This window comes from Flavobacteriales bacterium (assembly GCA_016699575.1).
In the GTDB taxonomy this organism is placed as follows: domain Bacteria; phylum Bacteroidota; class Bacteroidia; order Flavobacteriales_F; family PHOS-HE28; genus PHOS-HE28.
Map to the genome: position 1 here is coordinate 358,834 of CP064979.1, position 22,760 is coordinate 381,593.

Below are 22,760 nucleotides of genomic sequence, written 5' to 3' on the forward strand. Positions count from 1 at the left end.
CAGATCACAATGAAACAGCATAGCATTTCCAAGCGCGCGATCCTGCGCACCCTTCCTTTCCTGGTAGCCATCGCATTGCTCACCGCCTGCGGTGGCGACGCCAAACCAGCCGTAGCCGCAGAAGAGAAGCATGAAGAGCACGGCGAGGAGCACGGACCCGAAGTGGCACTCACCGCTGAGCAGATCAAGGCCGTAGGGCTCATCACAGGCACCATGGAGCAGCGCGGCCTGAAGACCTCGCTCAAAGCCAACGGCCGCCTCGTGCTCCCACCGGACAAGAGCGCGCAAGTGAGCGTGCTCATCGGCGGCATCGTACGCGACATCCCCGTGCAGGAAGGCCAGCGCGTGGAAAAGGGTCAGGTGCTCGCCACCTTGGAGAACATCGAGTTCCTGCAACTGCAACAAGATTATTTGGAGACCCAAGCGAACCTTATGGTGCTCACCGCCGACCTCAAGCGCCAGCAAGACTTGCACACCGACCAGATCAACGCCACGAAGACTTTGGAACGCGCGCAAGCGGAACTCACCGGGGCGAAAGCACGTGTAGCCACCATGGCAGCGAAGCTCCGCATGTTCGGCACCGATCCCGCGCGACTTTCACCCGAGGCCATCAGTTCCACCTACGCATTGCGTGCGCCTATCAGTGGCAACCTCACCCACATCGCCATCACCCTAGGCCAGTTCGCCGAACCGAACAAGCCCTTGTTCGATGTGGTGGACAATCGCGGCCTGCACATCGACCTCAATGTGTTCGAGCAGGATCTCGCGCGGGTGCAAGTGGGCCAGAAGGTCGTCTTCGGCCACGCGGGCGAACCCGTGGGCCAGCATACCGCCACCATCTTCGGCATGAACAAGGCCTTCGAGAGCGATCAGCAAGCCATCATCGTTCACGCCAAACTGGACGATACCTCCGAGGAGTTGTTGCCCGGAATGTTCATCGAAGCCCTCATCATGACCGACAGCACGCAAGCCTGGAGCCTGCCCAGCGAGGCCGTGGTGAGCAACGGCGATGAGCACTACATCTTCGTGGAGGACGAACCGAATACCTTCAAGCAAGTCGCCGTGCGCATAGGAGCGAGCGAGTTGGGCTACACCGAAGTGGTGTTGCTGGCTGAACTACCGCCCGATGCCAAGGTGGCGATCAAGGGCGCGTACTATCTGCTCAGCGAGTTGACGAAGGGGAGCGGGGAGCATGACCATTGAGAGAGCCGCACACCGCCCGGCGGGTCTTGACCTGCCGGGCGGCACATGCACCAACACGATCAACATGACCGCAACAGGTTACCACAAGGCAATGGCGCAGCGCATCAATGAGCTGTGGAGCAAGGGCGAAGAAGCGCGGATCAATGAGAACCTCGCTTCCATCTGCCGCGCGTTGGACGACTTCCGGCCCCGCATCAAAGCGAATTTTGAACACGGTGCTTTGCTCACCGGCGTGGAAGAATCACAACAACACGGTTCACCGAAACCTCTAACAACACTCCAACTCAACACACCTTCATCATGAACAACCAATGTGCTCCTCGTCGTTCCACGAACGGCGGATCCCTGTCAATGGCCGTTCTTTCCATCTCGTTGTTGCTGGGCACCGCTTCCATGGCGCAGTCCCCGGCACAGCGGGCCCCGCACGGTGGTGCGTTGGTAAAGACCGAAGGCGGCTACTACATCGAAATGCTGGCTGCCGGCGATGCGCTGCACTTCTACGTGTTCGATAAGGCGATGCAAGCGTTGCCGACGGAGGGCATCACCGGTAGCGTGGTTCTACAATTCACCGATAGCACCAGCACGAACGCGGTGCTCGAAGCCCAGCCGAACGGCTACTATCGCATGGTGGTGATGAACTCCAGTGACTTCGTCGCGGTGGCCAACTTCAAGGTGAAAGGATCGGTGCAGTCGGCACAGTTCCCATCCGGTCCGCGTACACGGCGCACGGGCTCGCATCAGCACAACCCTGATGGTAGCCATGTGCATTGATGGCGGAACCGATCAGGATGTTCTCATTTTCCTCCACTCAACTAGACTTCGATGCACGCATCAACGGATGGATCCAACCGACCGCCGGATAGGAGATCGCACAAGGGAAGGGGCTTACTGCTCGTGCTACTTGTCGTGATCGCCTGTTCGATCCCGGAAGCTGCGCTGGCGCACGGCGTCTCCAAGTCCGACGCCTCGTTCCTCACTGGTAATCAGGGTTCGGCTTGGCTCGCGTTCCTCTACCTGGGTGCAAAGCACATGGTGACGGGCTATGATCACCTGCTCTTCCTCGTGGGTGTCATCTTCTTCCTCTACCGCCTGAAGGATGTGGCCATCTACGTGAGCCTCTTCACCGTCGGACACAGCATCACCTTGCTTGCGGGCGTGCTGGGCGGCATCCATGCCAACGCCTACATCGTCGATGCCATCATCGGGCTTTCCGTGGTGTACAAGGCTTTCGACAACATGGGCGGCTTCGAGCGCTTCCTCGGCGTTCAGCCCAACACGAAAGCGGCGGTGGCCATCTTCGGTTTGTTCCACGGCTTCGGGCTCGCTACGAAACTGCAGGAGATCAACCTGTCGCCTGAAGGGCTCGTGACGAACATGCTCAGCTTCAACATCGGCGTGGAGATCGGCCAGTTGTTGGCGCTCTCCGCCATCCTGATCGCGCTTACGGCATGCCGCCGTCACACGAGTTTCCTGCGGCATGCGTTCGTCACCAACACGCTGCTGATGATCGGCGGATTCCTCCTCATCGGTTACCAGCTCACCGGCTACTTCACGCAATAATACCATGAACGAACCCACACAAGCCCATCCCCTGCATCCGAGCAAGGGATCCATTCTCAAGGCCAGCGCCATCGCCCTCGTGGTGGCGCTCGTGATCCTGTTCACAGCCGTACTTCCAGCGGAATACGGCATCGACCCCACCGGCGTGGGAACACGGCTCCACTTCACGCGGATGCACTCGGCGAAAGCGATGCAAGGAGGAAGCACGGACCCGCACCACCCGGAAACGCATGCCTACCAGCAGAAAACGGTGGTCCTCCGCTTCGAACCCGGCCAGGGATTCGAGTACAAATTCCGGATGGGGCCCGGCCAGGTGCTCGTGTATTCATGGAGCGCCACCGGCCCGGTGGAGTACGATTTCCACGGCGAGATCGAGGGCGACAAGTCAGGAGCGTTCACGAGCTACGAAGCGAAAGTCGCAGAGTCCGCCAAGGGGTCCTTCACCGCCGCGTTCGATGGCGCGCACGGCTGGTACTGGTTCAACGCCACGGCCAACCCTGTGACCATCACCCTGAACACCGCCGGGTACTACACGATCAAGGGCGTGATCGGCGCTCCGGAGGATGTGATCGTACGCGATGGACAAGAGCCCACGATACCCGCAGCGCCACAGCCGCACACGCATTCTCATGGGGAGGAGCACCAGCACTGAGGCTTTGGTCATGCCGAAACGCGATTTCCACCGTGCCATGAAGCAACTCATCAATCAGCTATGGTCCAAAGGCGAGGAAGCGCGCATCAATGAGAACCTCGCTTCCATTTGCCGCGAATTGGATCGCTTCATGCCCCGGATCAAGGAGAACGTTGAACATGGGGCTGCTCTCACCGATGAAGAGACCAAGCGCATCCAACAATTGAACGATGCCTACAATGCCAACATCGAGCGGTACAAGCGGTTGAAAGGGTTCAAGTAGTCGCTTCGGTATCGCCAAGAGCATAGCTCGAATAACGTTTCCCAATTCCAGTGACGACGATGGCAGCCACAGCAGTACAAACTCCCGCCCCAGCGAAGACCAACTGGAGCGCCTTGATGACCCGCGAGCGCTGGATCGAGGTCGCGCGCATCGTCCTCACCGGCATCATCATCCTGTTGCACTGGCAGGGTGTACTTCCGCTCTGGTGCTTGTATGTTGCCGTTGCCTTCGGCCTTTATCCGCTTGCCAAGAAGGGCATTCTGGACCTGTTCCGCGAGCGGAAGATCGGCACGGAGATCTTCGTCACCATCGCCACCTTGATCGCGCTCTTCGGCGGCGAAACAATAGCGGGTGCGGTGCTGATGGTGATCATCCTCATCGCGGAGTTCATCGCGGACCTGAACACTGATCGGGCGCGCGCGTCGATCCGTGGCTTGATGGGGTCCGCTCCACGCACGGCCGTGATCCGGCTGTACGGCAAGGAGCGCACCGTGGACATCGATCAGCTCAAGGCGGGTGATATCGTGTTGGTGCGCGCGGGCGAGAAGATCCCCGTGGATGGCGTCGTAGAAGCGGGCGATTCCTCGGTGAACGAAGCATCGATCACGGGCGAAAGTCTTCCGAAGGAGAAGCTCGTCGGAGATCCGGTCTTCGCGGGCACGATCGTGGAGAGTGGCGCGCTGGACGTGCGCACGGAGAAGATCGGCGCCGATACCACCATCGCGCGGATCGTGAAACTGGTGGAAGAAGCGGAAGGCTCGCAGGCCCCCGTGCAGAAACTCACCGATAGGGTCGCGGCCTGGCTCATCCCGATCGTGCTCGTCTTCCTCGTGATCGTATTCATCATCACTCGTGATGTGCGATTGATCGTCACGCTCTTGATCTTCACCTCTCCTGCCGAACTCGGCCTTGCCACACCCATGGTGATGATCGCCGCGATCGCACGGGCCGCACGGAGCGGCATCCTGGTGAAAGGAGGTGCCCACTTGGAAGCGCTGGCGAAAGTGGACGCCATGGTGTTCGACAAGACCGGGACGCTTACGGTGGGCAGGCCAGTCGTCCAAAAGCTGGAGGTGTTCGGGGGTGCGATGGTGGAGAACGAGTTGCTGCGCCTGGCTGCCGCTGCGGACCGGCGCTCGGCGCATCCCTTGGCCAACGCTGTACTTGAACACGCCGCGAAACGGGGCATCAGCTATCCGGAACCTGAAGCGTTCGCCTCCATCCAGGGTCGCGGCGTGGATGCGACCGTGGAGGGCAAGCGCGTGTTGGTGGGTAATGCAGCCCTGCTTGCGGACAACGGAATTACACCGCCGCAAGGCGGCGATGCCGGGATGACGGTCGTGTATGTGGCCGTGAACGGCCAAACGGTCGGGGCATTGCACATTGCCGATGAGATCCGGCCTGGTGCGCGTGAGGCCATCGCCAAATTGCGCGCAACCGGTGTGAAGCACATCGTGATGCTCACCGGCGACAACAAGAGCACGGCCGATGCCATTGCCGCGCAATTGGGGATCGATGAGGTGCGCGCCGAGTTGTTGCCCGAAGCGAAGGTGGAAGCGATCAAGCAATTGAAGCTGCATCCGCACCGCGTAGCGATGATCGGCGACGGCGTGAACGACGCTCCTGCGCTGGCCGTGGCTGACGTGGGCATCGCCATGGGCGGTGGCGGCACACAGGTGGCGCTGGAAGCCGCGGACATCGCCCTGATGACCGACGATCTGAACAAGATCGTGATGGCCCGCGCCATTGCCCGCCGAGCTTACCGCACGATCAAGGAGAACCTGATCGTTGGGGTTGGCGTGGTGCATGTACTGGGCATCACCGCCGCACTGCTGCACTGGATCGGTCCGGTGCAAGCGGCGTTGATCCACTTGGGGCCTGATGTGCTCGTGTTCCTCAACTCTATAAAACTCTTGCATGTACGCATCAAGGCTTAGCTCCAGCAAAGCACCAAGCGCCTTTCATGATCGTGCTGTGCAGCACGACGACGAATAGCGAATATGCCCGGACGCATCCGCGCTGCCTCACAACATCCAACACCGCCATGACCACCGACCCCAAAACCGTCCTGCAGGAATTCGGTATTGAAGTGGACGGCAAGGACCCCGACGGCCAGTACCAGTGGAAGATGCTCTCCCTGAAAGCGGGCAGCGAAGAGCGACAGCGTTTGGAGAAGGCATGGTCGGCGTTCGTGCTGGGGCGCAAGGCGGTGGATGTTCCGAAGCCCGCCAGCGCGAAGACGGGACCGGGTGCACGGGACTGGATCAAAAAGCACTGGATGGTGCTGGTGCCAACCGTGATCGGCATCGGTGTGCTGGGGTGGCTGCTGTTCGATCATCTTGGTCACCACGTCGCGGCGGATCCGAATGCAGCGCAAGAAGCCGCAGCAAGTGAATGGCTACCGAAGTACGAGGCGGTCAAGACCATGCTTGACACGAGCGGTCACCGGAGCGAGCACCACGAAGAATTCGTGCTGTTGGCCGAGGCCACCAAGGCTGCGATCCAGGCCGGGCAGGGCGCGCAGATGTTGGAACGGTTGAACGCCGATCTTACTGCTGAAAGCACTGGGAGCGGGCCACAACGCATTTCGGAACTGGCATCGCATACCGCCCAGTGGAAGATCATTATCCAAGCGCTCGTGATGAACAAGGCAGAATTGCTCGATCACGAAAAGTTCAAGGGGCATCACGAGGGGGAGTTGTAGAAGTCCTTTGTCCATGCCGATAGCAGCGCATTGCATATGAGCACCGAACACGATCACGCTGGCACGCCGGGTACTGAACAAGCACCAAAGGCATGGCGCGCCTATCTGCCCGCCATCACTTCGTTCGTCCTGCTCATCGGCGGCATTGCCATAGACCAGCTTGCGCCGCACTTCTTCCCATCCGAATGGAAACGCTTCGTGTGGTACCTCGCAGCGTACTTGCCTGTGGGCCTACCTGTGCTGATCAAGGCGATCAAAGCCATCGCCAAGGGCGATGTGTTCAGCGAGTTCTTCCTCATGAGCTTGGCCACCATCGGCGCCTTCTTCATCAAGGAATATCCTGAAGGCGTGGCCGTGATGCTCTTCTATGCCGTGGGCGAACTGTTCCAGGATGCCGCCGTGGACCGTGCCAAGCGCAACATACAAGCACTGCTCGACGTGCGTCCTGATACCGCGAACGTGATGCGCGATGGTGTCCCGGTGGAAACGCCCGCCGCCGAGGTGAAAGTCGGTGACACCATCCGCATCCGCGTTGGCGATCGTGTACCGCTGGACGGCAAACTGCTCAGCGATCAAGCCTCCTTCGATACCGCAGCGCTCACCGGCGAAAGCGTGCCGCGCACCATCGTGAAGGACGCAGCGGTACTCGCCGGCATGATCGCCACGGACAAGGTGGTGGACATGGAAGTGACCAAGCCCTTCGGCGAAAGCAGCCTCGCACGCATCCTCGATCTTGTGCAGAACGCCGCGAAGAGCAAGTCGCCAACGGAACTCTTCATCCGCCGCTTCGCACGCATCTACACGCCTATCGTGGTGGCCTTGGCCGTGGGCATCGTGCTGGTGCCCATGCTCATCGTGGATCCGTATGTCTTCAACACATGGCTCTACCGCGCGCTCATCTTCCTGGTGATCTCCTGCCCGTGCGCGCTGGTCATCAGTATTCCGCTGGGCTACTTCGGCGGTATCGGCGCGGCCAGTCGTAAAGGCATCCTGTTGAAGGGCGGCAACTACCTCGATGTGCTCACCAAGGTGAACACCATCGTGATGGACAAGACCGGCACGCTCACCGAAGGCGTGTTCGCCGTGCAGGAGGTGAAGCCCGCTGCGGGCATCACCGAAGGCCACTTGCTTGGTGTGATCAAAGCGATGGAAACGCACGGCACGCACCCCATCGCGCAGGCGGTGCTGAAACATCCGCAGGGCGCCGCCGTGGGCGATGCGATCAACGTGGAAGAGATAAGCGGCCACGGCATGCGCGGCACCGTGGATGGTCAAGAGGTACTTGTGGGCAATACCAAGCTGCTCCGCAAATACGGGGTGAGCTATCCTGCTGAGCTGGACGTGGTCGAAGAGACGATGGTCGTGGCGGCGGTCGGGGACAAGTACGCAGGTGCTCTCACCGTGGCGGACAAGATCAAGAGCGATGCGAAGCAGGCGATCAACGAATTGAAGGCCCAGGGTATCCGCGATATCGTGATGCTCAGCGGCGACAAAGCCGCCATCACGCACCGCGTGGCCGCGGCGCTCGGCATCAACAAAGCTTACGGGGACCTTCTCCCGGAAGACAAAGTGACCAGGATGCAAGACGTAAAGAAGGATCTCACCGCCGTGGTGGCCTTCGTGGGCGACGGCATCAACGATGCACCGGTGCTCGCCCTCAGCGATGTGGGCATCGCCATGGGCGACTTGGGCAGCGATGCGGCAATAGAGACCGCCGACGTGGTCTTGCAGAACGACAAGCCAAGCAGCATCGCGGAGGCCATCCGGATCGGCAAAGCCACCAAGCGCGTGGTGACACAGAACATCGTGCTCGCATTTGGTGTGAAGGCCATTGTACTGGTGCTTGGCGCGGGTGGCTTGGCCACGCTATGGGAAGCCGTCTTTGCCGATGTGTGTGTGGCGCTGGTCGCGATACTGAACGCGAGCAGGATGCGGTAGGAGCTACTTCCACACCAGCACCACCAAGCCTGCCAGGATCAACGACGCCCCCGCTGCAAGCCTCCACGTGAACGGCTCCTTCAGGATCCAGCGATCAGCGCTGGCGCGGTGCATGTCGTGAAGTGCGCTTTGTCGGGCCTGCACTTATGGTGCTATGGTTATCCTCAATATCACTCGGATAATTGTTGAGACAGGGGCTGAAAATACCTCTTCAGTACTCTTCAGAGAGGCCCACAGGAAACCTGCAACTAGCAATATTGCGAAGACTAGCAGAAGCACTTGAACGGCGGTTAGGAGTCCACTAACGCGCTGATGATGAGCCTGCGCAGCAGCAAGAACACGAAGCAGCCTCTCCTGCTTGACCGTCTTCTTCTCCTTCTGATCCGCCTCAAAGTCGTCCAACGCGCTCTTCACGTTCGCGAGCGTCTTGCGCTGATTCAGGATCAGCACGAACACCAAGGCGAAGAAGGCCAGCCCGCCTAACAGCAGGAGTATGTTCTGGAAGGTCCAGCTACCACTCGCATTGAACTTCTCCGCGATGAGGAAGAAGCCTATCGGTACAGCAACCAGCGCCGTTTGAACAGCGGCGAGCACCTGATTCAGATTGCCTACGAACTCCAAGCGCTTCGCTTCAAAGTTCTTCAGCAGATCCTCGAACGAGTACCGCTCGAGATAGAGCGAGTAATCCTCCTGTGCCCTTTCGAGGACAAGCTTTGCGTTCTTCAGGAGCGATCCGAGTCGAGCATCCTTCAGGGTGTCGTGGAAAAGTCGGATCAACGCCTTGCGGAAGAACGTCCATCGCGCATCCGCATCAAGTTGGTCTTCGTGAAGAAATTTGGCAATTGCCGAAAGCTCTACCGGCAACGCGATCGTGTCGGCGCCTTTGAAACCAAGTGTGAACTCGACGACTTGACCTTCAACAACGAAAAAGGCATCATCGGTCCACACAACTCCCTTCTTCCTAAGTATCTGAAGAAGCTCAACGGCTGATCTGTAACCGGCGTCAAGTTGTTGGTCGTCCTCCCATACACTGTAGGTCGATGGAACATCCGCTGGCGATGCTTCAATCAGGGCGTCATAAGTTTCGTAGTAACCCGGAAGGTTGCCCAAGTCGATGACGACTTCATAATCCGCCTCTTCCGACCCGATGACCGTTACCAAGGCCCCGTCCTTTCGCACGGTCTGAATTGCTCCCGTCTCGAGCAAGTGCTGCACATCCTCGCGTAGTTGGGTATTGGAAGCAGCTATCCGAAGCTCACCCCTGAGCAGTCTGCTATCCTCCGTGCACGCAGTGAGTTGTGCTCGGACCCGCTTGAAGATGTCAATGACCTCCGACATGACCTATTGAAGGTCTTCCGATCTCAACTCGATCTCGCGGATGGTGAGTGTCTTCTTCTCCGCGTTGTAGCGCACCCTATTGTTCAGCAGTCGTTTGGCGAAGTTCAGTCGTATGCCGCCACCCTTCTCTGAATAGACCACACGCTCCCATTTCTTCAGGGAACGATGGTCCAAGTGGAACTCCGCCGAGAGCCCTTGTGCATTGGCTCGTTCAAAGAAGGCCTCATGTTGCTCGGGGTCAACGAGCCTAGCAAGCGAATCCAGCTCCAGGGGTTCAGTGCCCCGCTTCTTTGAGTAGACTATTATATCCTGTCGGACCTTCTCTCGATTCTCTTGCTCAAACGCACGCTCCTCCATCCATTCATCTGCTAGGTCTCGGAACTTCTTCGTAGCCTCTGTATTCGAACGTGGCTCGTGCAACCCGATGAAGTCCCGGAAGTAGTTTGAGACTTTCTTCCGTCCTCGGATCAAACTGACGGGCTCAGGTTTGGAATTCTTCCAGTCTGTCAGGTTGATCTGTGCGGTCAAGTCCAACTGTTCCATCTGGAGACTGATCGACTTCGTGAGGCTCAAGGTGGCCGCATCTACTGCTTGACCTTGCTTCTGGCTTAGCATGCAGATAAGCAGTATGTCATGCCCATCCTCAATGAAGCGCACCGCAAAGAAGAATCCCCCGGTCGCCGCCGGGATCTTGTTCATCTGACTTGCCAACAGGTGCGCAGCTTTTTTGGAGAATCCCAAGAAGTCGCCATCCTCGACGTAGGTTCTCAGAAGTGGAGGAAACGGGAATGCGACCGCGTCCGACTCGAACTCACCGAACAGCCGACCTGATTGATGTCGCTTGAACAAGTCCGTCACCTCATCTACGAACGAGGACTCGTCAGCGGCTGGTATTATGGCCTTCTCTCGAAGGCGCTCGGTGGTCAGTGTGTTCTGCTCCTTGCGCAGTTCATGAATGATGAAGCTGATGTCCGTCTTCATTCCTCGTTGGATTTGGATGACGTGTTTGCCGTCATCATCGGTCTGGTAAGGTAGCGCGCCAGCATATCGGTTGTATGGCATTTGCTCGCGCAGGCTCTGCGCCTCGGTTCCGTGCGGTCACCCCTCAACCAAGAGAACCAGGAGTCCAAGGCGTGTGCATTTCTCACTACTTCCACACCAGCACTACCAAGCCCGCCAGGATCAACGACGCCCCCGCTGCAAGCCGCCATGTGAAAGGCTCCTTCAAGATCCAGAACGAAAGCAGCAACGTTACCACGATGCTTGCCTTGTCGATCGTGGCCACCACCGATACGTTCCCATCCTTCATGGCCCGGTAGTAGAACAGCCACGACAGGAACGTGGTCACGCCGGAAAGCCCCAGGAACAAATAGTCCTTCCGCGTCAGCAGGTTCAGCGCATGCACATGCCGGAAAGCGAAAGCGTTCAACCACACCAGCCCGAAGATCAACGAGGTGCGCACCACCAGCGCGGTATCGCCGCTCACGTTCTTCATCCCGAACTTGGCCAGTACGGAAGTGATCCCGGCGAACAGCATCGAGATCAGCGCGTACAGGATAGTGCGGTCCATAGGGCGAAGATCGCGTTGCGCTACCATACGCATGTCGCAGACCTCCGTCGAAGCCCCGGTAACCAGTCCGGGGCTTGTTCGTTCTTGCCCTATCACCCCCAACGCCCCGCACAACGCACTCCTCTTCTCGATGCGCAACCTGAGAGTGGGCTGTGAGGAAGCGGCCGCCTGCCAGCGCCGTGAATCCGCCGCCGAATCGCCGACCGACCCGCGATCCGGACGGAAGATTTGCATCCTGGCGAAGTCCAATAGCATGAGCGCCTTCGCAGTTGTTGTCACCTTGCGGTGCAGCTCGGCCATATTGCCGCCACGCAGCATTTCGGTCTAGCCAATGTTGGGATGGCCATTACACTGCTGCGCGAGCCGTTGTGCTCCCTTTCGGTCAGGGCATCCGGGTGGCCCGCTAAGATCCAGGAAAAGGCAAGCGCCGTTTGACACCTATTTGACACCACTAACAACCACCGCTGAATGAAAGGGTCCCAGAAAATGCTGGGACCCATTACCATTCTAGCGGAGAGGGAGGGATTCGAACCCCCGGTACCCTTGCGGGTACTTCTGTTTTCGAGACAGACCCGATCGGCCACTCTGGCACCTCTCCGGGCCTTCCTTTCGGAAGGGCGGCGAAGATAGATGCCGCCTCCGGGCCGAAGGAGGACTAGTGGGGTGCCGTCGCCAAGGCTGTCTCGCTGTATGCATCGCCTACCAGGTCCTGGTAGAGCATGCTGGCGTTCCCCTCAACACCAACGATGATCTGCGTAACACTAACGGTGCGGAGGCTGCTGCCCCGGCGCATCACGAAGGCCTGCTCCACGTCATCGAGGTGGGGTGTACCATGGAAGGCCCAGAGCTCGGCAGGCGCGGGCACGCCTTCGGCACATAGCACATCAAAACGCCGCTGCCTTTCGGCCCGTACGCTTTCCTCATACAGTGTAGTGCTGCTCCTAATGATGGGTTGCAAAGGGTCCAGTTCAACGAGCGTTCGCGCAGTACCGCTCCATTGCAACATCCAAAGCCCATCCTCGGCGGAACAAAGCAACGTGAAGGGATGCACCCCTACCAATTGACGCTCATCCGGAGCCCAGTGCGGACCGCTGTTGGTCAAAGCCTCCAGCAAGATCATCCCGCGGCTCCGCGCAGGCACGGCAGCGAAGTGCATGATGGCATCGGATCCGTTCAACAGCACGGCTTGACGACCGTTACTGGCAGCGGCGATCCAGGTGGTACCCGTTGCCCCATCGGTTGGGGCCAGCACGGTAACGGCACCAACTTGGCGCAGCATAGGAGGCCCACCGTGCCGCTCCACGGCCTCATCACGGTTGCTCGTAATGACATGGCCACCACCGGCTATTGGAGCGAAGGACACTGTGCACATGGGCACCAAAGGAACAGCCCTTCGGAACGTGCCACCACCAACCTCCCTGAGTTGGTCAAGCCACTTACATGTCCGAACCGCCAATTCGCACTGCCACCCGTCCACGTCGCCCATCCATTGGCATATTGCCGCCCGTACTTAAGAGGCGGACCCAACCCGTAATAACCGGCTTCCGCCCCATCACCCCCCCACAATGGACAGCGATCCTTCAGCTCGGAACGGACACCCAAGCCCCAAAACGGCCGAACTCCCTCCGATCGTTGAGCATTCGAAAAGGCAGTTCGACGAACTACAGCGGCTGGTGCATGCTCTGACAGCAGAGCAATACCGTAAACCCGCTGCAGTGCTGAGCAACGCCAATATCGGCCAGCATATGCGCCACGTACTGGAGTTCTATCTGTGCATTTTGAACGCCGAGCACAACACTGTGGACTACGACGCCCGCAAGCGCGACAAGGCCCTTGAGACCGACCGCGTTGCCGTGCTCGGCACGCTGGACGCGTTGAAGGCATGGATGGAAAGCCTCAGCGACGATGCGGACATGTCCATGATGGTGGACCACAGTACGGACGGGAGTGGCAGCACGCGCATGCGCACTTCGCTCTTCCGCGAACTGGCCTACGCTTTCGACCATGGCATCCACCACTTGGCGCTCTTGCGCATTGCGGTGGAACAGGAACACAGGACGGTGCAACTTCACCCCGACTTCGGTGTGGCCCCAAGCACCATACGCGACCGCAGGAAGCAAAACGCATAGCCGCAATGCGACGGACCAACAGCGAGCATGACGGCTGGGCCGCGGCGATCGCGTGGCCGGAGACCTGGTGCAAACGCGCAGGTGCATGGTACGATGCGGTGATGCGCGCCGTGGCCGTGAACCGCGACGGGTATTACCAAGTGGGCCATGCAGCGCTGCTCGTGCTGCGCAACGGGGATGAAGAACCGATCTACTTCGACATGGGGCGCTATCATGCGCCGGGAGGCACGGCGCGTGTCCGCAGCGCGGTAACGGATCACGAACTGCGTGTGTCGACCAAATGTGTTTGGAGTGCGTCACGGCCGCAGAACCTGCCTTCCATCATGGAAGAACTGGCCAACAACCCCGCATGTCATGGTGCGGGTCCCTTGCATTGGGCTGCCACACCGGTGAACACTGGAGCTGTGATGGCCAAGGCGCAAACCATGCAGTACACCGGCTTCCATACCTACGGGCCCTTCGCGCCGGGTGGCAGCAATTGTAGCCGGTTCGTTTGCACAGCGCTGCTGGCCGGTAGCACGGCACTTCGCACCCGCACCGGCCTGCTTTTCCCTTGGACGCTTTCGCCCACGCCGTTGGCCAACGTGAGGGCTTGCGCACGGACGGGACCAAGCGGCGTAGCGCTTCCTGCCGTAAGCACTGGACCCATTGCGGTTATTGCGTGAAACGCCACAGGACCTTGCCCGCACCGCTGCGCCCGGCGCATGTGCCCGCCGACGCACAATGGCTCGCCGGTGAAGGGGCAGGCTCGTGGTTCGTGCTGCGGTGGAGCGATGGTCTGTTGCATGCGGAACGACTTTCCCCTTGCGGAGACACCGAATGCCAAGGCCTCTACATGCTCAGTTGCGCGGACATGCCGGACCTTTCCGAACGGGTGGAGGTCACCTACCCGAGCCATTGCGCGGTGATCACCGTGCTCCAGTCGGGGCGCTCGTTCACCTACCGGCGTTCGGACCCTAAGGTGAAGTAGCATTGCACCATGCTCGCATCCGGCCGCATCAGCCTCGAACGTTTCCTCCATTTGGTGGTGGTGGCCGTCACCGTCTGGGCGGCCATCTGGGTGCTGAACAGCCTCAGCGCAGTGCTCATCCCGTTCATCCTCGCGCTGATCCTCGATTACATCATCGATCCGCTGGTGGACCGCGTGCAGCGCTTGGTGAAGCACCGCGTGGCGGCCGTGCTGCTCACCATGCTCGCCGTGCTCATCGTGGTGGGCGGCTTGCTGGCCATCGCCATTCCCATGGTGGGCAAGGAGGCCAAGCATTTCGCCGACCTGGTGCGCGAGCAACTGCCCGCTTTGCAAGCCCGAGTGCAACACACGCCATGGCTGCACAATGCGGTGGTGAGCCTCGGCGGCATCGACTATCACAACTACCTTACCACCGATAACCTGATGGCACTGGGCAAAAAGGCCCTGCCGGGGTTCTGGAGCGGTGTGGGCAATGTGTTCGGCTGGCTCTTCGGACTGGTCGCCGTCTTCACCACGTTGCTCTATATGGTGTTCCTGCTGGTTGACGAGGAAGAGCTCGCCGGTAAGTGGAAGACCCTGCTGCCCGAGGATTACCGCGCCCCAATGACAGCATTGGTGCACGACCTGCAACGCGTGATGAACGCCTACTTCCGCGGGCAGTTACAGATAGCCAGCATCCTCACGGTTGTGTACATCATCGGTTTCAACATCATTGGCTTGCCGTTGGCCACGTTGTTGGGCGTGCTGGCTGGTGCGCTCGGGCTCATCCCCTACTTCGGCCTGCTCAGTATCCTGCCGGTGGCCTTCAGCGTTGGCATTTACTGCATGGAGCACCACACCGGGTTCTGGGGCGTGATGGTGTGGGTGGTGGTGGTGTACATCGCCGCGCAAGCGTTGGAGGGCCTTGTGCTCACCCCACGTATACAAGGCAAGAATACGGGTTTGCGACCGGTCGTGATCCTGTTGGCGTTGAGCATATGGGGAAGCGTGCTCGGTCTGGTGGGTTTGCTCCTGGCGTTGCCGCTCACCACGCTCCTGCTGTCCTATTACCGGAGGTTCGTGCTGGGCGAGACCGAGGAGGAAGAAGGACCTGCCGTAACACCACTTTCAGCAGAAGCGACCTCCACTCCCACGGATCCGGCATAGGGCATCCGCACCACTATCGGTCGGTTATGCACATGACGGAGGGCTCGCCGGGGGTGGGCCGGTAGTTTGGCCGGTATGATGAGACCCTACCCCACACCCACCCTCTTGCTCGCGTCCTTGGTCCTTGCCCCGGCACTGAGCGCTCAAACGGCCGATCAGCATCCCAGCGATGTGCCGAACGCCTACTTCAAGTACACCTACATCCTCTGCCCGGGTACGCCTGGCATGAGCCCGCCCGTGAGCAGCCGCGCCTATGGCTACATGGGCCTTGCCGCCTACGAGAGCATTGTTGACGGTGTGCCCGGATGGACCAGCCTGGAAGGCGACCTGCCCGAGCTTGGCACCCTGCCTGCCACCAACCCGGACAGCGTTTACCACTGGCCCACCTGCGCCAACTACGCGCTGTGCTGCATGGCGGACAGCCTGTTCTACAACGGCAATGTGACCGTGCTGGGCGACCTGCACATGATCCGTGACGGCTTTGATGCACAGTTCGCAGGGGAGCCTGCTGATGTTCTAGCGCGCAGCCGCGCCTTCGGAACGGCCATTGCCAACGCTGTGCTGGACATGGCCCGCACGGACGGCGCATACCGGTCGCAGACCACCAACTTCGACCCGAACTACTTCATCCCAGCAGGACCTGGTTTCTGGCAACCTGCTCCCGGCCAGAACGCACTTCAAGCGCACTGGGGAAACAAGCGTCCATTCATGGAGGCCGACACCATGAATGCGCTGATGACCGTGGTGCCCCCGCCCGTGGACAGCGTACCTGGCAGCGCTTGCTACGACGCGGCATTGGAAGTTTACCAACGCTCACAGACCCTTACCGCCACGGACACGCTGACAGCGCGTTACTGGGCCGATGACGTGAAATCGCCGCCCACGCACTATGTGCAGCTCACCGAGCAGCTCATGCGCCGCGAGGGCAAGGACCTGGCCTTCGCAGCGCGGGGATACGCGATCATGACCATGAGCGTGGCCGACGCCTTCGTGGCGTGCTGGCGCTGGAAGTACATGCACAACTGGCACCGCCCCCGGCACTACATCCCGCAGTACATAGATGCGAACTGGATGCCCATCATCAACACACCGCCCTTCCCCGAGTTCACCAGCGGCCACAGCAGCGGCAGCGGTGCCTGGGGCGAGTCGATGAACGAGGTGTTCGGCACCAACTTCGCCTTCACGGACAGCACGCACGGTGCGCTTTTCGGCGGGCCACGCAGCTATCCCAGCTTCGACAGCGCCGCGGCCGAGTGCGCCAACAGCCGTCTTCTCGGTGGCATCCACTACACGTTCTCGAACATCAATGGTCTGGAGAACGGCGCGCTCATAGCTCAGAACATCGTGGCGTTGTTCGATGGCCTCATCACCGCGGTAGAACCCACTGTGGTGGGCGCACCTGCAGACATCCGCTACGATGCCACCAACGGCATGCTCATTCCGGGTGCCAGCGTTGGCACGGAGCACATCCGCGTCGTTGCCGTTGGTAGCGGCATCGTGGTTCGCAACTTCCGCGGCGGTGGTCCTTACGCCTTGGGCCGCCTACCAGCAGGTGCGTATGTGGCCGAGGTGATCGGTGCTGAGCGCACCATCATGCGATTCGTGCACACCGCGCAGTAGTCCTTCTTGTCATTCTCGGCAGAACGCCGTGGCCTGGGTGAATGCGGCCACGGCGTTCTGCTTTACAGGCCGTGTAAGCACCCCCTGAAACAGGTGCAGGTGGAAGTAGAACCACCTAAACTTGATCAGGATGAGAAAGAGCAGATTCACCGAGACGCAGATCATTGCGATGCTGCGCGAGCATGAGGCAGGCAAGAAGGTCTCGGACGTGTGCCGGGAACATGGCGTGAGCCAGCCGACGTTCTACCAGTGGAAGGCCAAGTACAGCGGCCTGGACGCCAACCAGCTCAAGGAGTTCAAGGAGCTGAAGGCCAAGTATGCGCGCCTTGAGAAGATGTACACCGAGGCCCAGATGGACCGCCAGGTGCTCAAGGAGATCATCGAGGGAAAGTTGTAGGCCCGGACGACAAACGAGAGGTCGTGCGCCGACTGGTCGAACAGCGCCAGTACAGCGAACGCCGGGCCTGCAAGCTGTTGAACTTGAGTGCGAGCGTGTATCGCTATGCGCCCAAGGAGAAGAACGATGCGGAAGTGATCGAGCACATGATGCGAGTGGTGGATCAGAACCCCACATGGGGGTTCGGTCTGACCTTCGACCAGATGGTCACTGAGGGGACCGGGGCCAACCACAAGCGGGTGCACAGGCTCTACAAGGAGGCGGACCTGCACTTGCGCAGGCGTACGAAGCGCCGGGTGCCCGAGCGGGTGAAGGACCCGATCGTGCTGCCCATCGGCCCGAACATCACTTGGAGCATGGACTTCATGAGCGATGCGCTGGTGACCGGTCGCAAGTACCGCACTTTCAACGTGATCGATGACTTCAACCGGGAAGCCTTGTGCATAGCGGTCGACACCTCTCTGCCTGCTGCACGCGTGATCCGTGAGCTGGACCAGCTGATCGCCTGGCGTGGTAAGCCCGAACGCCTTCGCATGGACAATGGCCCGGAGTTCATCGCACACGCCATGCAGGAATGGGCCACATCCAACGGGATCGCCTTCACCTACATCCAGCCGGGCATGCCCATGCAGAACGGCTTGGTCGAGCGCTTCAACAAAACGTACCGGACCGAAGTGCTCAATGCGTGGATCTTCGAACGCCTGGACCAAGTACGCACCATCACGCAAGAGTGGATGTGGCGCTATAACAACCAGCGCCCGCACAGGTCGTTGCTGCGCTTATCGCCCCGTGCGTTCCTGTTGAAATGTGGACAACTCCCTGCCCACTACACAGGCTCACGCGCGGACTTCCCCACAGTTCAACAGGACATCCACAACACCACCACACTCAAAAGTACCTTTACAAACCGCTGCGCCTAAAATGGGGGTGCTTACAGCCGTTCGTCGAAGTCCTATTGTTGCATGGCCGCAGGGTAAGAGCTTCGCAGCACATGCGCATTGCCTTTGTTAAAGCCAAGGACTGCTGGTCGTTGCGCCATCAAGTGTTACGCCCGCACCAAACTTTGGAGGATTGCGATTACCCCAACGACCGCAACCCGGACAGTTTCCACTTGGGTGCGTTCGAAGGCAAGCAGTTGGTGGCCGTCAGCTCCTTCTACAAGGAGCGCCAACCCACGGTGCTAGGGCATTTCCAATGGCGCCTGCGCGGCATGGCGGTATTGCCCGATTTCCGTGGGAAGGGCATTGGCCAGCACTTGCTGCGTTTTGCCTTTGATGAGCTGGAGGCCAAAAGGGCCGACGTGCTCTGGTGCCAGGCACGCGAGAAGGCGCTCGGGTTCTATGCGAAGCTCGGCTTCAGCACCAAGGGCGAACCATTCGCGCTGGAAGGCTTCGGTGTGCACCGGATCATGTACCGTCCGCTGATGGGCTCGGCATAGGTCCACACGAACCGCGCTGGGCCTCGGTTCGCACCCCAGAGGGTGCACTTCGCACAATGGGGGCCCGTGCGTCGAAGTGCGGGACGTTTCTTGCGCTCATGCGCAAGTCCCTGCTTCTGATGTTCCTCTTCTCCACCGCTTCGCTCGTTGCACAAGAGGGCACTGACACAACCAAGGTCCGGACTCTGCCGGGCACCGAAGTGAAGCGCATCATCCGCAACGATATCTACCGCTTGGAACCCGTGCAGGGCACCTATCTCTTCAGCGGCCGCAAGAACGAAGTGGTGGCGTTGGCCGAACGTGATGCGGCATTGACCGAAAAGCTCGGCCGCCAGCTCTTCGCGAAGATCCCGGGCGTGTTCGTGTACGACATGGACGGCACCGGCAACCAGATGAACATCTCCACCCGGGGGCTAGACCCGCACCGCGGCTGGGAGTTCAACATCCGTAAGGACGGCATCATCACGAATTCCGACATGTACGGCTACCCGGCCAGCCATTACAACGTACCCATGGAAGCCGTGGAGCGCATTGAACTGTTGCGCGGCACGGCATCGTTGCAGTACGGCGCGCAGTTCGGTGGCATGCTCAACTTCGTGAGCAAACAGGCTGACACCACGCGCTGTTTCGCTTTCGAGAACATCAGCACCGTGGGTTCGTACGGGCTGCTGAGCACCTTCAACCGTGCCAGCGGCAAAATGGGCAAGTGGACCTACAATGTGTGGATGCAACGCAAGGGACTTGATGGCTATCGCGACAATGCGCGCTCCGACTTCCAGTCGCAGAACGTCACCATCGGCTTCATGCCCAACCCGCGCCTGAGCTTCCGGGCAGAGTGGACCCGCTCGGACTACGTTGTGCAGCTGCCCGGTCCACTGAACGATAGCATGTTCCATGCGGACCCGCGCATGAGCATCCGCACTCGGAACTACTACCAGCCTGATATCCATATTCCATCGTTCGTTGTGGAATGGGGGCCGAACGAACGCACTGTAGTGCGCTGGGCCACATCCACCGTGCTCGGCCGCCGCAACAGCGTGCTCTTCGACAGGTCGAGCAACATCGCGGATGCGCTGGACACCACTACGCTGGCCTATGCTCCACGTCAGGTGGACATCGACCAGTTCAACAGCTACACAAGCGAGCTGCGCGTGCGCCGCCACTACACCTTGTTCAACCGCACTAGCACCTGGTCCGGTGGGGTTCAGTACATGAACAACGACCTGCATCGGCGCCAGCAAGGCAAAGGCACCACGGGCACGGACTACGACCTAACCCTCAGCACATCGGGCTTCGGCCGCGACCTGCACTTCCGCACCACCAACCTGGCTGCCTTCCTGGAGAACCGATGGGCCTTCACCGACCGCCTGTCCATGACCACGGGAGCACGGTTGGAAATGGGCAGCAGCGACTTCACCGGTGATATCACCTACTACAGCGATGAAACACTACCCAATACGATCGAGCACAACTTCCCGCTCTTTGCGGTGAGCGCGGAGCACACCTTGGGCCAACGCGCCAACGTCTATGCCGGTTGGTCGCAGGCCTATCGACCGGTCATCCTCAAGGACATCATTCCGGCCACCGTGTATGAAGTGAGCGACAAGGATCTGAAGGACGCTTACGGCGACAACATGGAGATCGGTGTGCGTGGTTTCTCGCGCTGGTTCAAATGGGACGTTAGCGCGTTCCAAGTGCAGTACAACGACCGGCTCGGCACCCTTGCCGAGCAGGACAGCGCTGGCGTCACGATCATCCGCCGCACCAACATCGGCAACTCGGTGACGCGCGGTATGGAGTGCTTCCTGCAGGCGGATGTGCGAGCTGGAGCGAAATGGGGCTTATCGGTGTTCACATCCACCTCGTACATGGACGGTCGCTATCGCGATGCAATCATCCGATCAGGTTCCAACAACGTGGACATCAGCGGCAACCGCATCGAGAGCGTCCCGGAATGGATCAGCCGCAACGGCGCGACCTTCCGCTACAGGGGCTGGCGCCTCAGCGTGCTCTACAGCTATGTAAGCGACTCTTATGCGGATGCGCTGAACACCGAACAGCCCAACGCAACTGGCACGGTGGGCGTGGTGCCTGCGTACGGTGTCCTGGACGTGAACACAACTCTCCATGTGAACGACCACCTGGAACTGAGGGCCAACCTGAACAACCTGCTCGATGAGCAATACTTCACCAAGCGCCCGCAGTTCTATCCGGGCCCGGGCATCTGGCCGTCGGACGGGCGCAACCTCTCCTTCACCGTGGCCATGCGCATCTGAACGGGGGCCGGGTAGCTTCGGCGCCCATGGCCCGTGCTGACCGCTACGTCCTGCTCGCGCTCCTGCTGCTGAACGGCGTGCTGAAGCTGTGCTGGCTGGGCGTGAACGAGCTCAGCGGTGATGAACCCTTCACGGTATTCTGGTCGCAGCAGAAGACGAGTGACCTTCTGGCGATGTTCCGCGATGAGAACAATCCGCCGCTGTACTTCTTCCTTATCAAGTGGTGGAGCGCGGCAACGCCCTACGAAGTGCCATGGCTGCGCGTGCCCAGCGCGGTGTTCAGCGCGCTGGCGGTGTGGCCGCTTTTCCTGCTGGCGCGGAAGCATGCCAGCCTGTGGACGGCCGCCGGGGCCTGCTTGCTCTTAACCTTCTGCAATGAGCACTACACCTACGCGCACGAGGTGCGTGCTTACAGCCTGCTCACGCTGCTCACCATCTCTGGCATGTGGCAGGTGGACCGCATGGCGCGCAACGGTCCGCGTGCGGTGCTGTGGCTCGCCTTGGTGAACACCGCCTTAGTGTACACGCACTTCATGGGATGGGCGGCCATTGGCATCCAGTTCTTGTGCACGCTGCTGGTGCCTGAATGGAGGGCCGGACACAAGCGCTGGTTCAAAGCGACTGCCATTGCATTGGTCCTCTTCCTCCCCTACGGCTGGGTCTTCGCGCAGCGCGTGGGCACCAGTGTGGCGCAGGGCACTTGGCTTACTGCGCCCGCATGGGATGAACCTTACAGCATGTTGTGGCGTTGGAGCAATGCGCCGGTCATCACGGTGGTGTTCATTGCGGTGGTGGTCTTCGGTTTGTGGAAGTCGAATATGAAGGGCACGCTGGAGAGATTGGCTTTGCTGTGGTGCGGTGTGCCTCTGGCGGGCTTGTTCCTGCTGTCGTTCGTGGTGCCGTTGTACTTGGACAGGTACCTGGTGTGGGCGGCACCGGGGTTTGCGCTGTTGGTGGCCACATCGCTGGGAGCCCTAGCGGGGAACCGGAAATTGGTCCGTGGAAGTCTCGCAGTTGCATGCGTCGGCATGTTGCTCACGTTCACACCTTGGAAGGACAACGGTTTGAAGCCGAGTGCCGTGGTGAAGCAGGTGAATGAATGGGCGAGCGCCCCAGAAGCGTTACTCGCGTTCACTCCGGAATGGTACGTGCATACTATGGTGGCTGGCTATGGCGTGACAACTTTCCAAAGTGAAGGCTATCTGGAAAGAACCAAGGCGTTCAGCCAGCGGGGTGTCTCAAGCACCAAAGAATTCGATCCGTCAGCACATGCACGAGAGCGGGATGCGTTCGTGGTGATAGTTGATGCCGGAAACATGCTGAACACTTCCCAACAAGACTTGTCCGCCGAATTGAGAAGCCTCTTCCCGACAGTCGATTCCGTTGAAGCCACCAAAAAGGTGTGGGTGTACCGTTTCCGGAAGTGATGTTGGGTGGCGCTGCAAGCGCCTTTCCCTGGCGAGCGCGTTGCAAACGCGCTCGGGCTTCCGAAAGTAGTCGCGGCAAACCCCGCCCCGCCCGCGCGGCATTCACAACCGTTCATGGATCGGATGGAAC

The 22,760-nt window shown here is 60.0% G+C and carries 23 protein-coding genes and 1 tRNA gene; 19 read left to right on the forward strand and 5 right to left on the reverse strand.

Annotated features, from left to right (window positions below; genetic code table 11):
• Nucleotides 1-9: 9 nt before the first annotated feature.
• The 9 genes from IPJ76_01585 to cadA (IPJ76_01625) all read left to right on the forward strand — a co-directional run bounded on the left by IPJ76_01585 (nucleotide 10) and on the right by cadA (IPJ76_01625) (nucleotide 8,319).
• A complete protein-coding gene (locus IPJ76_01585) occupies nucleotides 10-1,203 on the forward strand; it encodes an efflux RND transporter periplasmic adaptor subunit (protein ID QQR86945.1) in 1,194 nt (397 codons plus the stop codon).
• 91 nt (nucleotides 1,204-1,294) lie between these two features.
• Nucleotides 1,295-1,507: a hypothetical protein gene (locus IPJ76_01590; GenBank protein ID QQR86946.1), complete on the forward strand. Its 213-nt coding sequence runs from the start codon at nucleotides 1,295-1,297 to the stop codon at nucleotides 1,505-1,507.
• A gap of 47 nt (nucleotides 1,508-1,554) precedes the next feature.
• Entirely contained in the window at nucleotides 1,555-1,974 is a 420-nt protein-coding gene (locus IPJ76_01595; protein QQR86947.1) for a hypothetical protein, read from the forward strand.
• A gap of 51 nt (nucleotides 1,975-2,025) precedes the next feature.
• Nucleotides 2,026-2,763, forward strand: coding sequence for a HupE/UreJ family protein (locus tag IPJ76_01600; GenBank protein ID QQR86948.1), 738 nt, complete (start codon nucleotides 2,026-2,028; stop codon nucleotides 2,761-2,763).
• Nucleotides 2,764-2,767: 4 nt separating this feature from the next.
• A complete protein-coding gene (locus IPJ76_01605) occupies nucleotides 2,768-3,415 on the forward strand; it encodes a hypothetical protein (GenBank protein ID QQR86949.1) in 648 nt (215 codons plus the stop codon).
• Between the two features lie 37 nt (nucleotides 3,416-3,452).
• A complete protein-coding gene (locus IPJ76_01610) occupies nucleotides 3,453-3,677 on the forward strand; it encodes a hypothetical protein (GenBank protein QQR86950.1) in 225 nt (74 codons plus the stop codon).
• A 59-nt stretch (nucleotides 3,678-3,736) separates the two neighbouring features.
• Nucleotides 3,737-5,614 carry a cadmium-translocating P-type ATPase gene (gene cadA, locus IPJ76_01615; protein ID QQR86951.1) on the forward strand — a complete coding sequence of 626 codons (1,878 nt, stop codon included), beginning with the start codon at nucleotides 3,737-3,739 and terminating at the stop codon, nucleotides 5,612-5,614.
• 107 nt (nucleotides 5,615-5,721) lie between these two features.
• The gene (locus IPJ76_01620; GenBank protein QQR86952.1) at nucleotides 5,722-6,381 is read left to right on the forward strand and encodes a hypothetical protein; all 660 of its coding nucleotides are present in this window, start codon (nucleotides 5,722-5,724) and stop codon (nucleotides 6,379-6,381) included.
• A 36-nt stretch (nucleotides 6,382-6,417) separates the two neighbouring features.
• Nucleotides 6,418-8,319, forward strand: a complete 1,902-nt coding sequence (gene cadA / locus IPJ76_01625) for a cadmium-translocating P-type ATPase (GenBank protein ID QQR86953.1) — start codon at nucleotides 6,418-6,420, stop codon at nucleotides 8,317-8,319.
• Between the two features lie 144 nt (nucleotides 8,320-8,463).
• Here cadA (IPJ76_01625) and IPJ76_01630 read toward each other — a convergent pair whose 3' ends face one another.
• The 5 genes from IPJ76_01630 to IPJ76_01650 form a co-directional block, all read right to left on the reverse strand.
• Entirely contained in the window at nucleotides 8,464-9,657 is a 1,194-nt protein-coding gene (locus IPJ76_01630) for a hypothetical protein (GenBank protein QQR86954.1), read from the reverse strand.
• A gap of 3 nt (nucleotides 9,658-9,660) precedes the next feature.
• Nucleotides 9,661-10,638: a nucleoid-associated protein gene (locus tag IPJ76_01635; protein ID QQR86955.1), complete on the reverse strand. Its 978-nt coding sequence runs from the start codon at nucleotides 10,636-10,638 to the stop codon at nucleotides 9,661-9,663.
• A 166-nt stretch (nucleotides 10,639-10,804) separates the two neighbouring features.
• Nucleotides 10,805-11,227, reverse strand: coding sequence for an EamA family transporter (locus tag IPJ76_01640; protein ID QQR86956.1), 423 nt, complete (start codon nucleotides 11,225-11,227; stop codon nucleotides 10,805-10,807).
• Between the two features lie 511 nt (nucleotides 11,228-11,738).
• A tRNA-Ser gene (locus IPJ76_01645) sits at nucleotides 11,739-11,825 on the reverse strand.
• Between the two features lie 57 nt (nucleotides 11,826-11,882).
• On the reverse strand, nucleotides 11,883-12,599 hold the full coding sequence (locus IPJ76_01650) for an NRDE family protein (protein QQR86957.1): 717 nt from the start codon (nucleotides 12,597-12,599) through the stop codon (nucleotides 11,883-11,885).
• A 193-nt stretch (nucleotides 12,600-12,792) separates the two neighbouring features.
• On the opposite strand from IPJ76_01650, the gene IPJ76_01655 reads away from it, so the two are divergent.
• The 10 genes from IPJ76_01655 (at nucleotide 12,793) to IPJ76_01700 (ending at nucleotide 22,630) form a co-directional block, all read left to right on the forward strand.
• Complete coding sequence (locus tag IPJ76_01655; GenBank protein QQR86958.1) at nucleotides 12,793-13,356, forward strand: hypothetical protein; 564 nt, start codon at nucleotides 12,793-12,795, stop codon at nucleotides 13,354-13,356.
• Between the two features lie 5 nt (nucleotides 13,357-13,361).
• Nucleotides 13,362-14,021, forward strand: coding sequence for a hypothetical protein (locus tag IPJ76_01660; protein ID QQR86959.1), 660 nt, complete (start codon nucleotides 13,362-13,364; stop codon nucleotides 14,019-14,021).
• Nucleotides 14,018-14,326 carry a hypothetical protein gene (locus tag IPJ76_01665; GenBank protein ID QQR86960.1) on the forward strand — a complete coding sequence of 103 codons (309 nt, stop codon included), beginning with the start codon at nucleotides 14,018-14,020 and terminating at the stop codon, nucleotides 14,324-14,326. The genes IPJ76_01660 and IPJ76_01665 overlap by 4 nt, the downstream gene beginning before the upstream one ends.
• 9 nt (nucleotides 14,327-14,335) lie before the next feature.
• A complete protein-coding gene (locus IPJ76_01670) occupies nucleotides 14,336-15,472 on the forward strand; it encodes an AI-2E family transporter (GenBank protein QQR86961.1) in 1,137 nt (378 codons plus the stop codon).
• 75 nt (nucleotides 15,473-15,547) lie between these two features.
• Entirely contained in the window at nucleotides 15,548-17,092 is a 1,545-nt protein-coding gene (locus tag IPJ76_01675; GenBank protein ID QQR86962.1) for a vanadium-dependent haloperoxidase, read from the forward strand.
• A 130-nt stretch (nucleotides 17,093-17,222) separates the two neighbouring features.
• Nucleotides 17,223-17,489, forward strand: coding sequence for a transposase (locus IPJ76_01680; GenBank protein ID QQR86963.1), 267 nt, complete (start codon nucleotides 17,223-17,225; stop codon nucleotides 17,487-17,489).
• Between the two features lie 23 nt (nucleotides 17,490-17,512).
• Nucleotides 17,513-18,409 carry an IS3 family transposase gene (locus IPJ76_01685; GenBank protein ID QQR86964.1) on the forward strand — a complete coding sequence of 299 codons (897 nt, stop codon included), beginning with the start codon at nucleotides 17,513-17,515 and terminating at the stop codon, nucleotides 18,407-18,409.
• Between the two features lie 71 nt (nucleotides 18,410-18,480).
• Nucleotides 18,481-18,927, forward strand: a complete 447-nt coding sequence (locus tag IPJ76_01690; protein ID QQR86965.1) for a GNAT family N-acetyltransferase — start codon at nucleotides 18,481-18,483, stop codon at nucleotides 18,925-18,927.
• Nucleotides 18,928-18,983: 56 nt separating this feature from the next.
• Nucleotides 18,984-21,203 (forward strand): TonB-dependent receptor, encoded by a 2,220-nt coding sequence (locus IPJ76_01695; GenBank protein QQR86966.1) that lies wholly within the window; start codon nucleotides 18,984-18,986, stop codon nucleotides 21,201-21,203.
• A 26-nt stretch (nucleotides 21,204-21,229) separates the two neighbouring features.
• A complete protein-coding gene (locus IPJ76_01700; protein QQR86967.1) occupies nucleotides 21,230-22,630 on the forward strand; it encodes a glycosyltransferase family 39 protein in 1,401 nt (466 codons plus the stop codon).
• Nucleotides 22,631-22,760 lie beyond the last annotated feature (130 nt).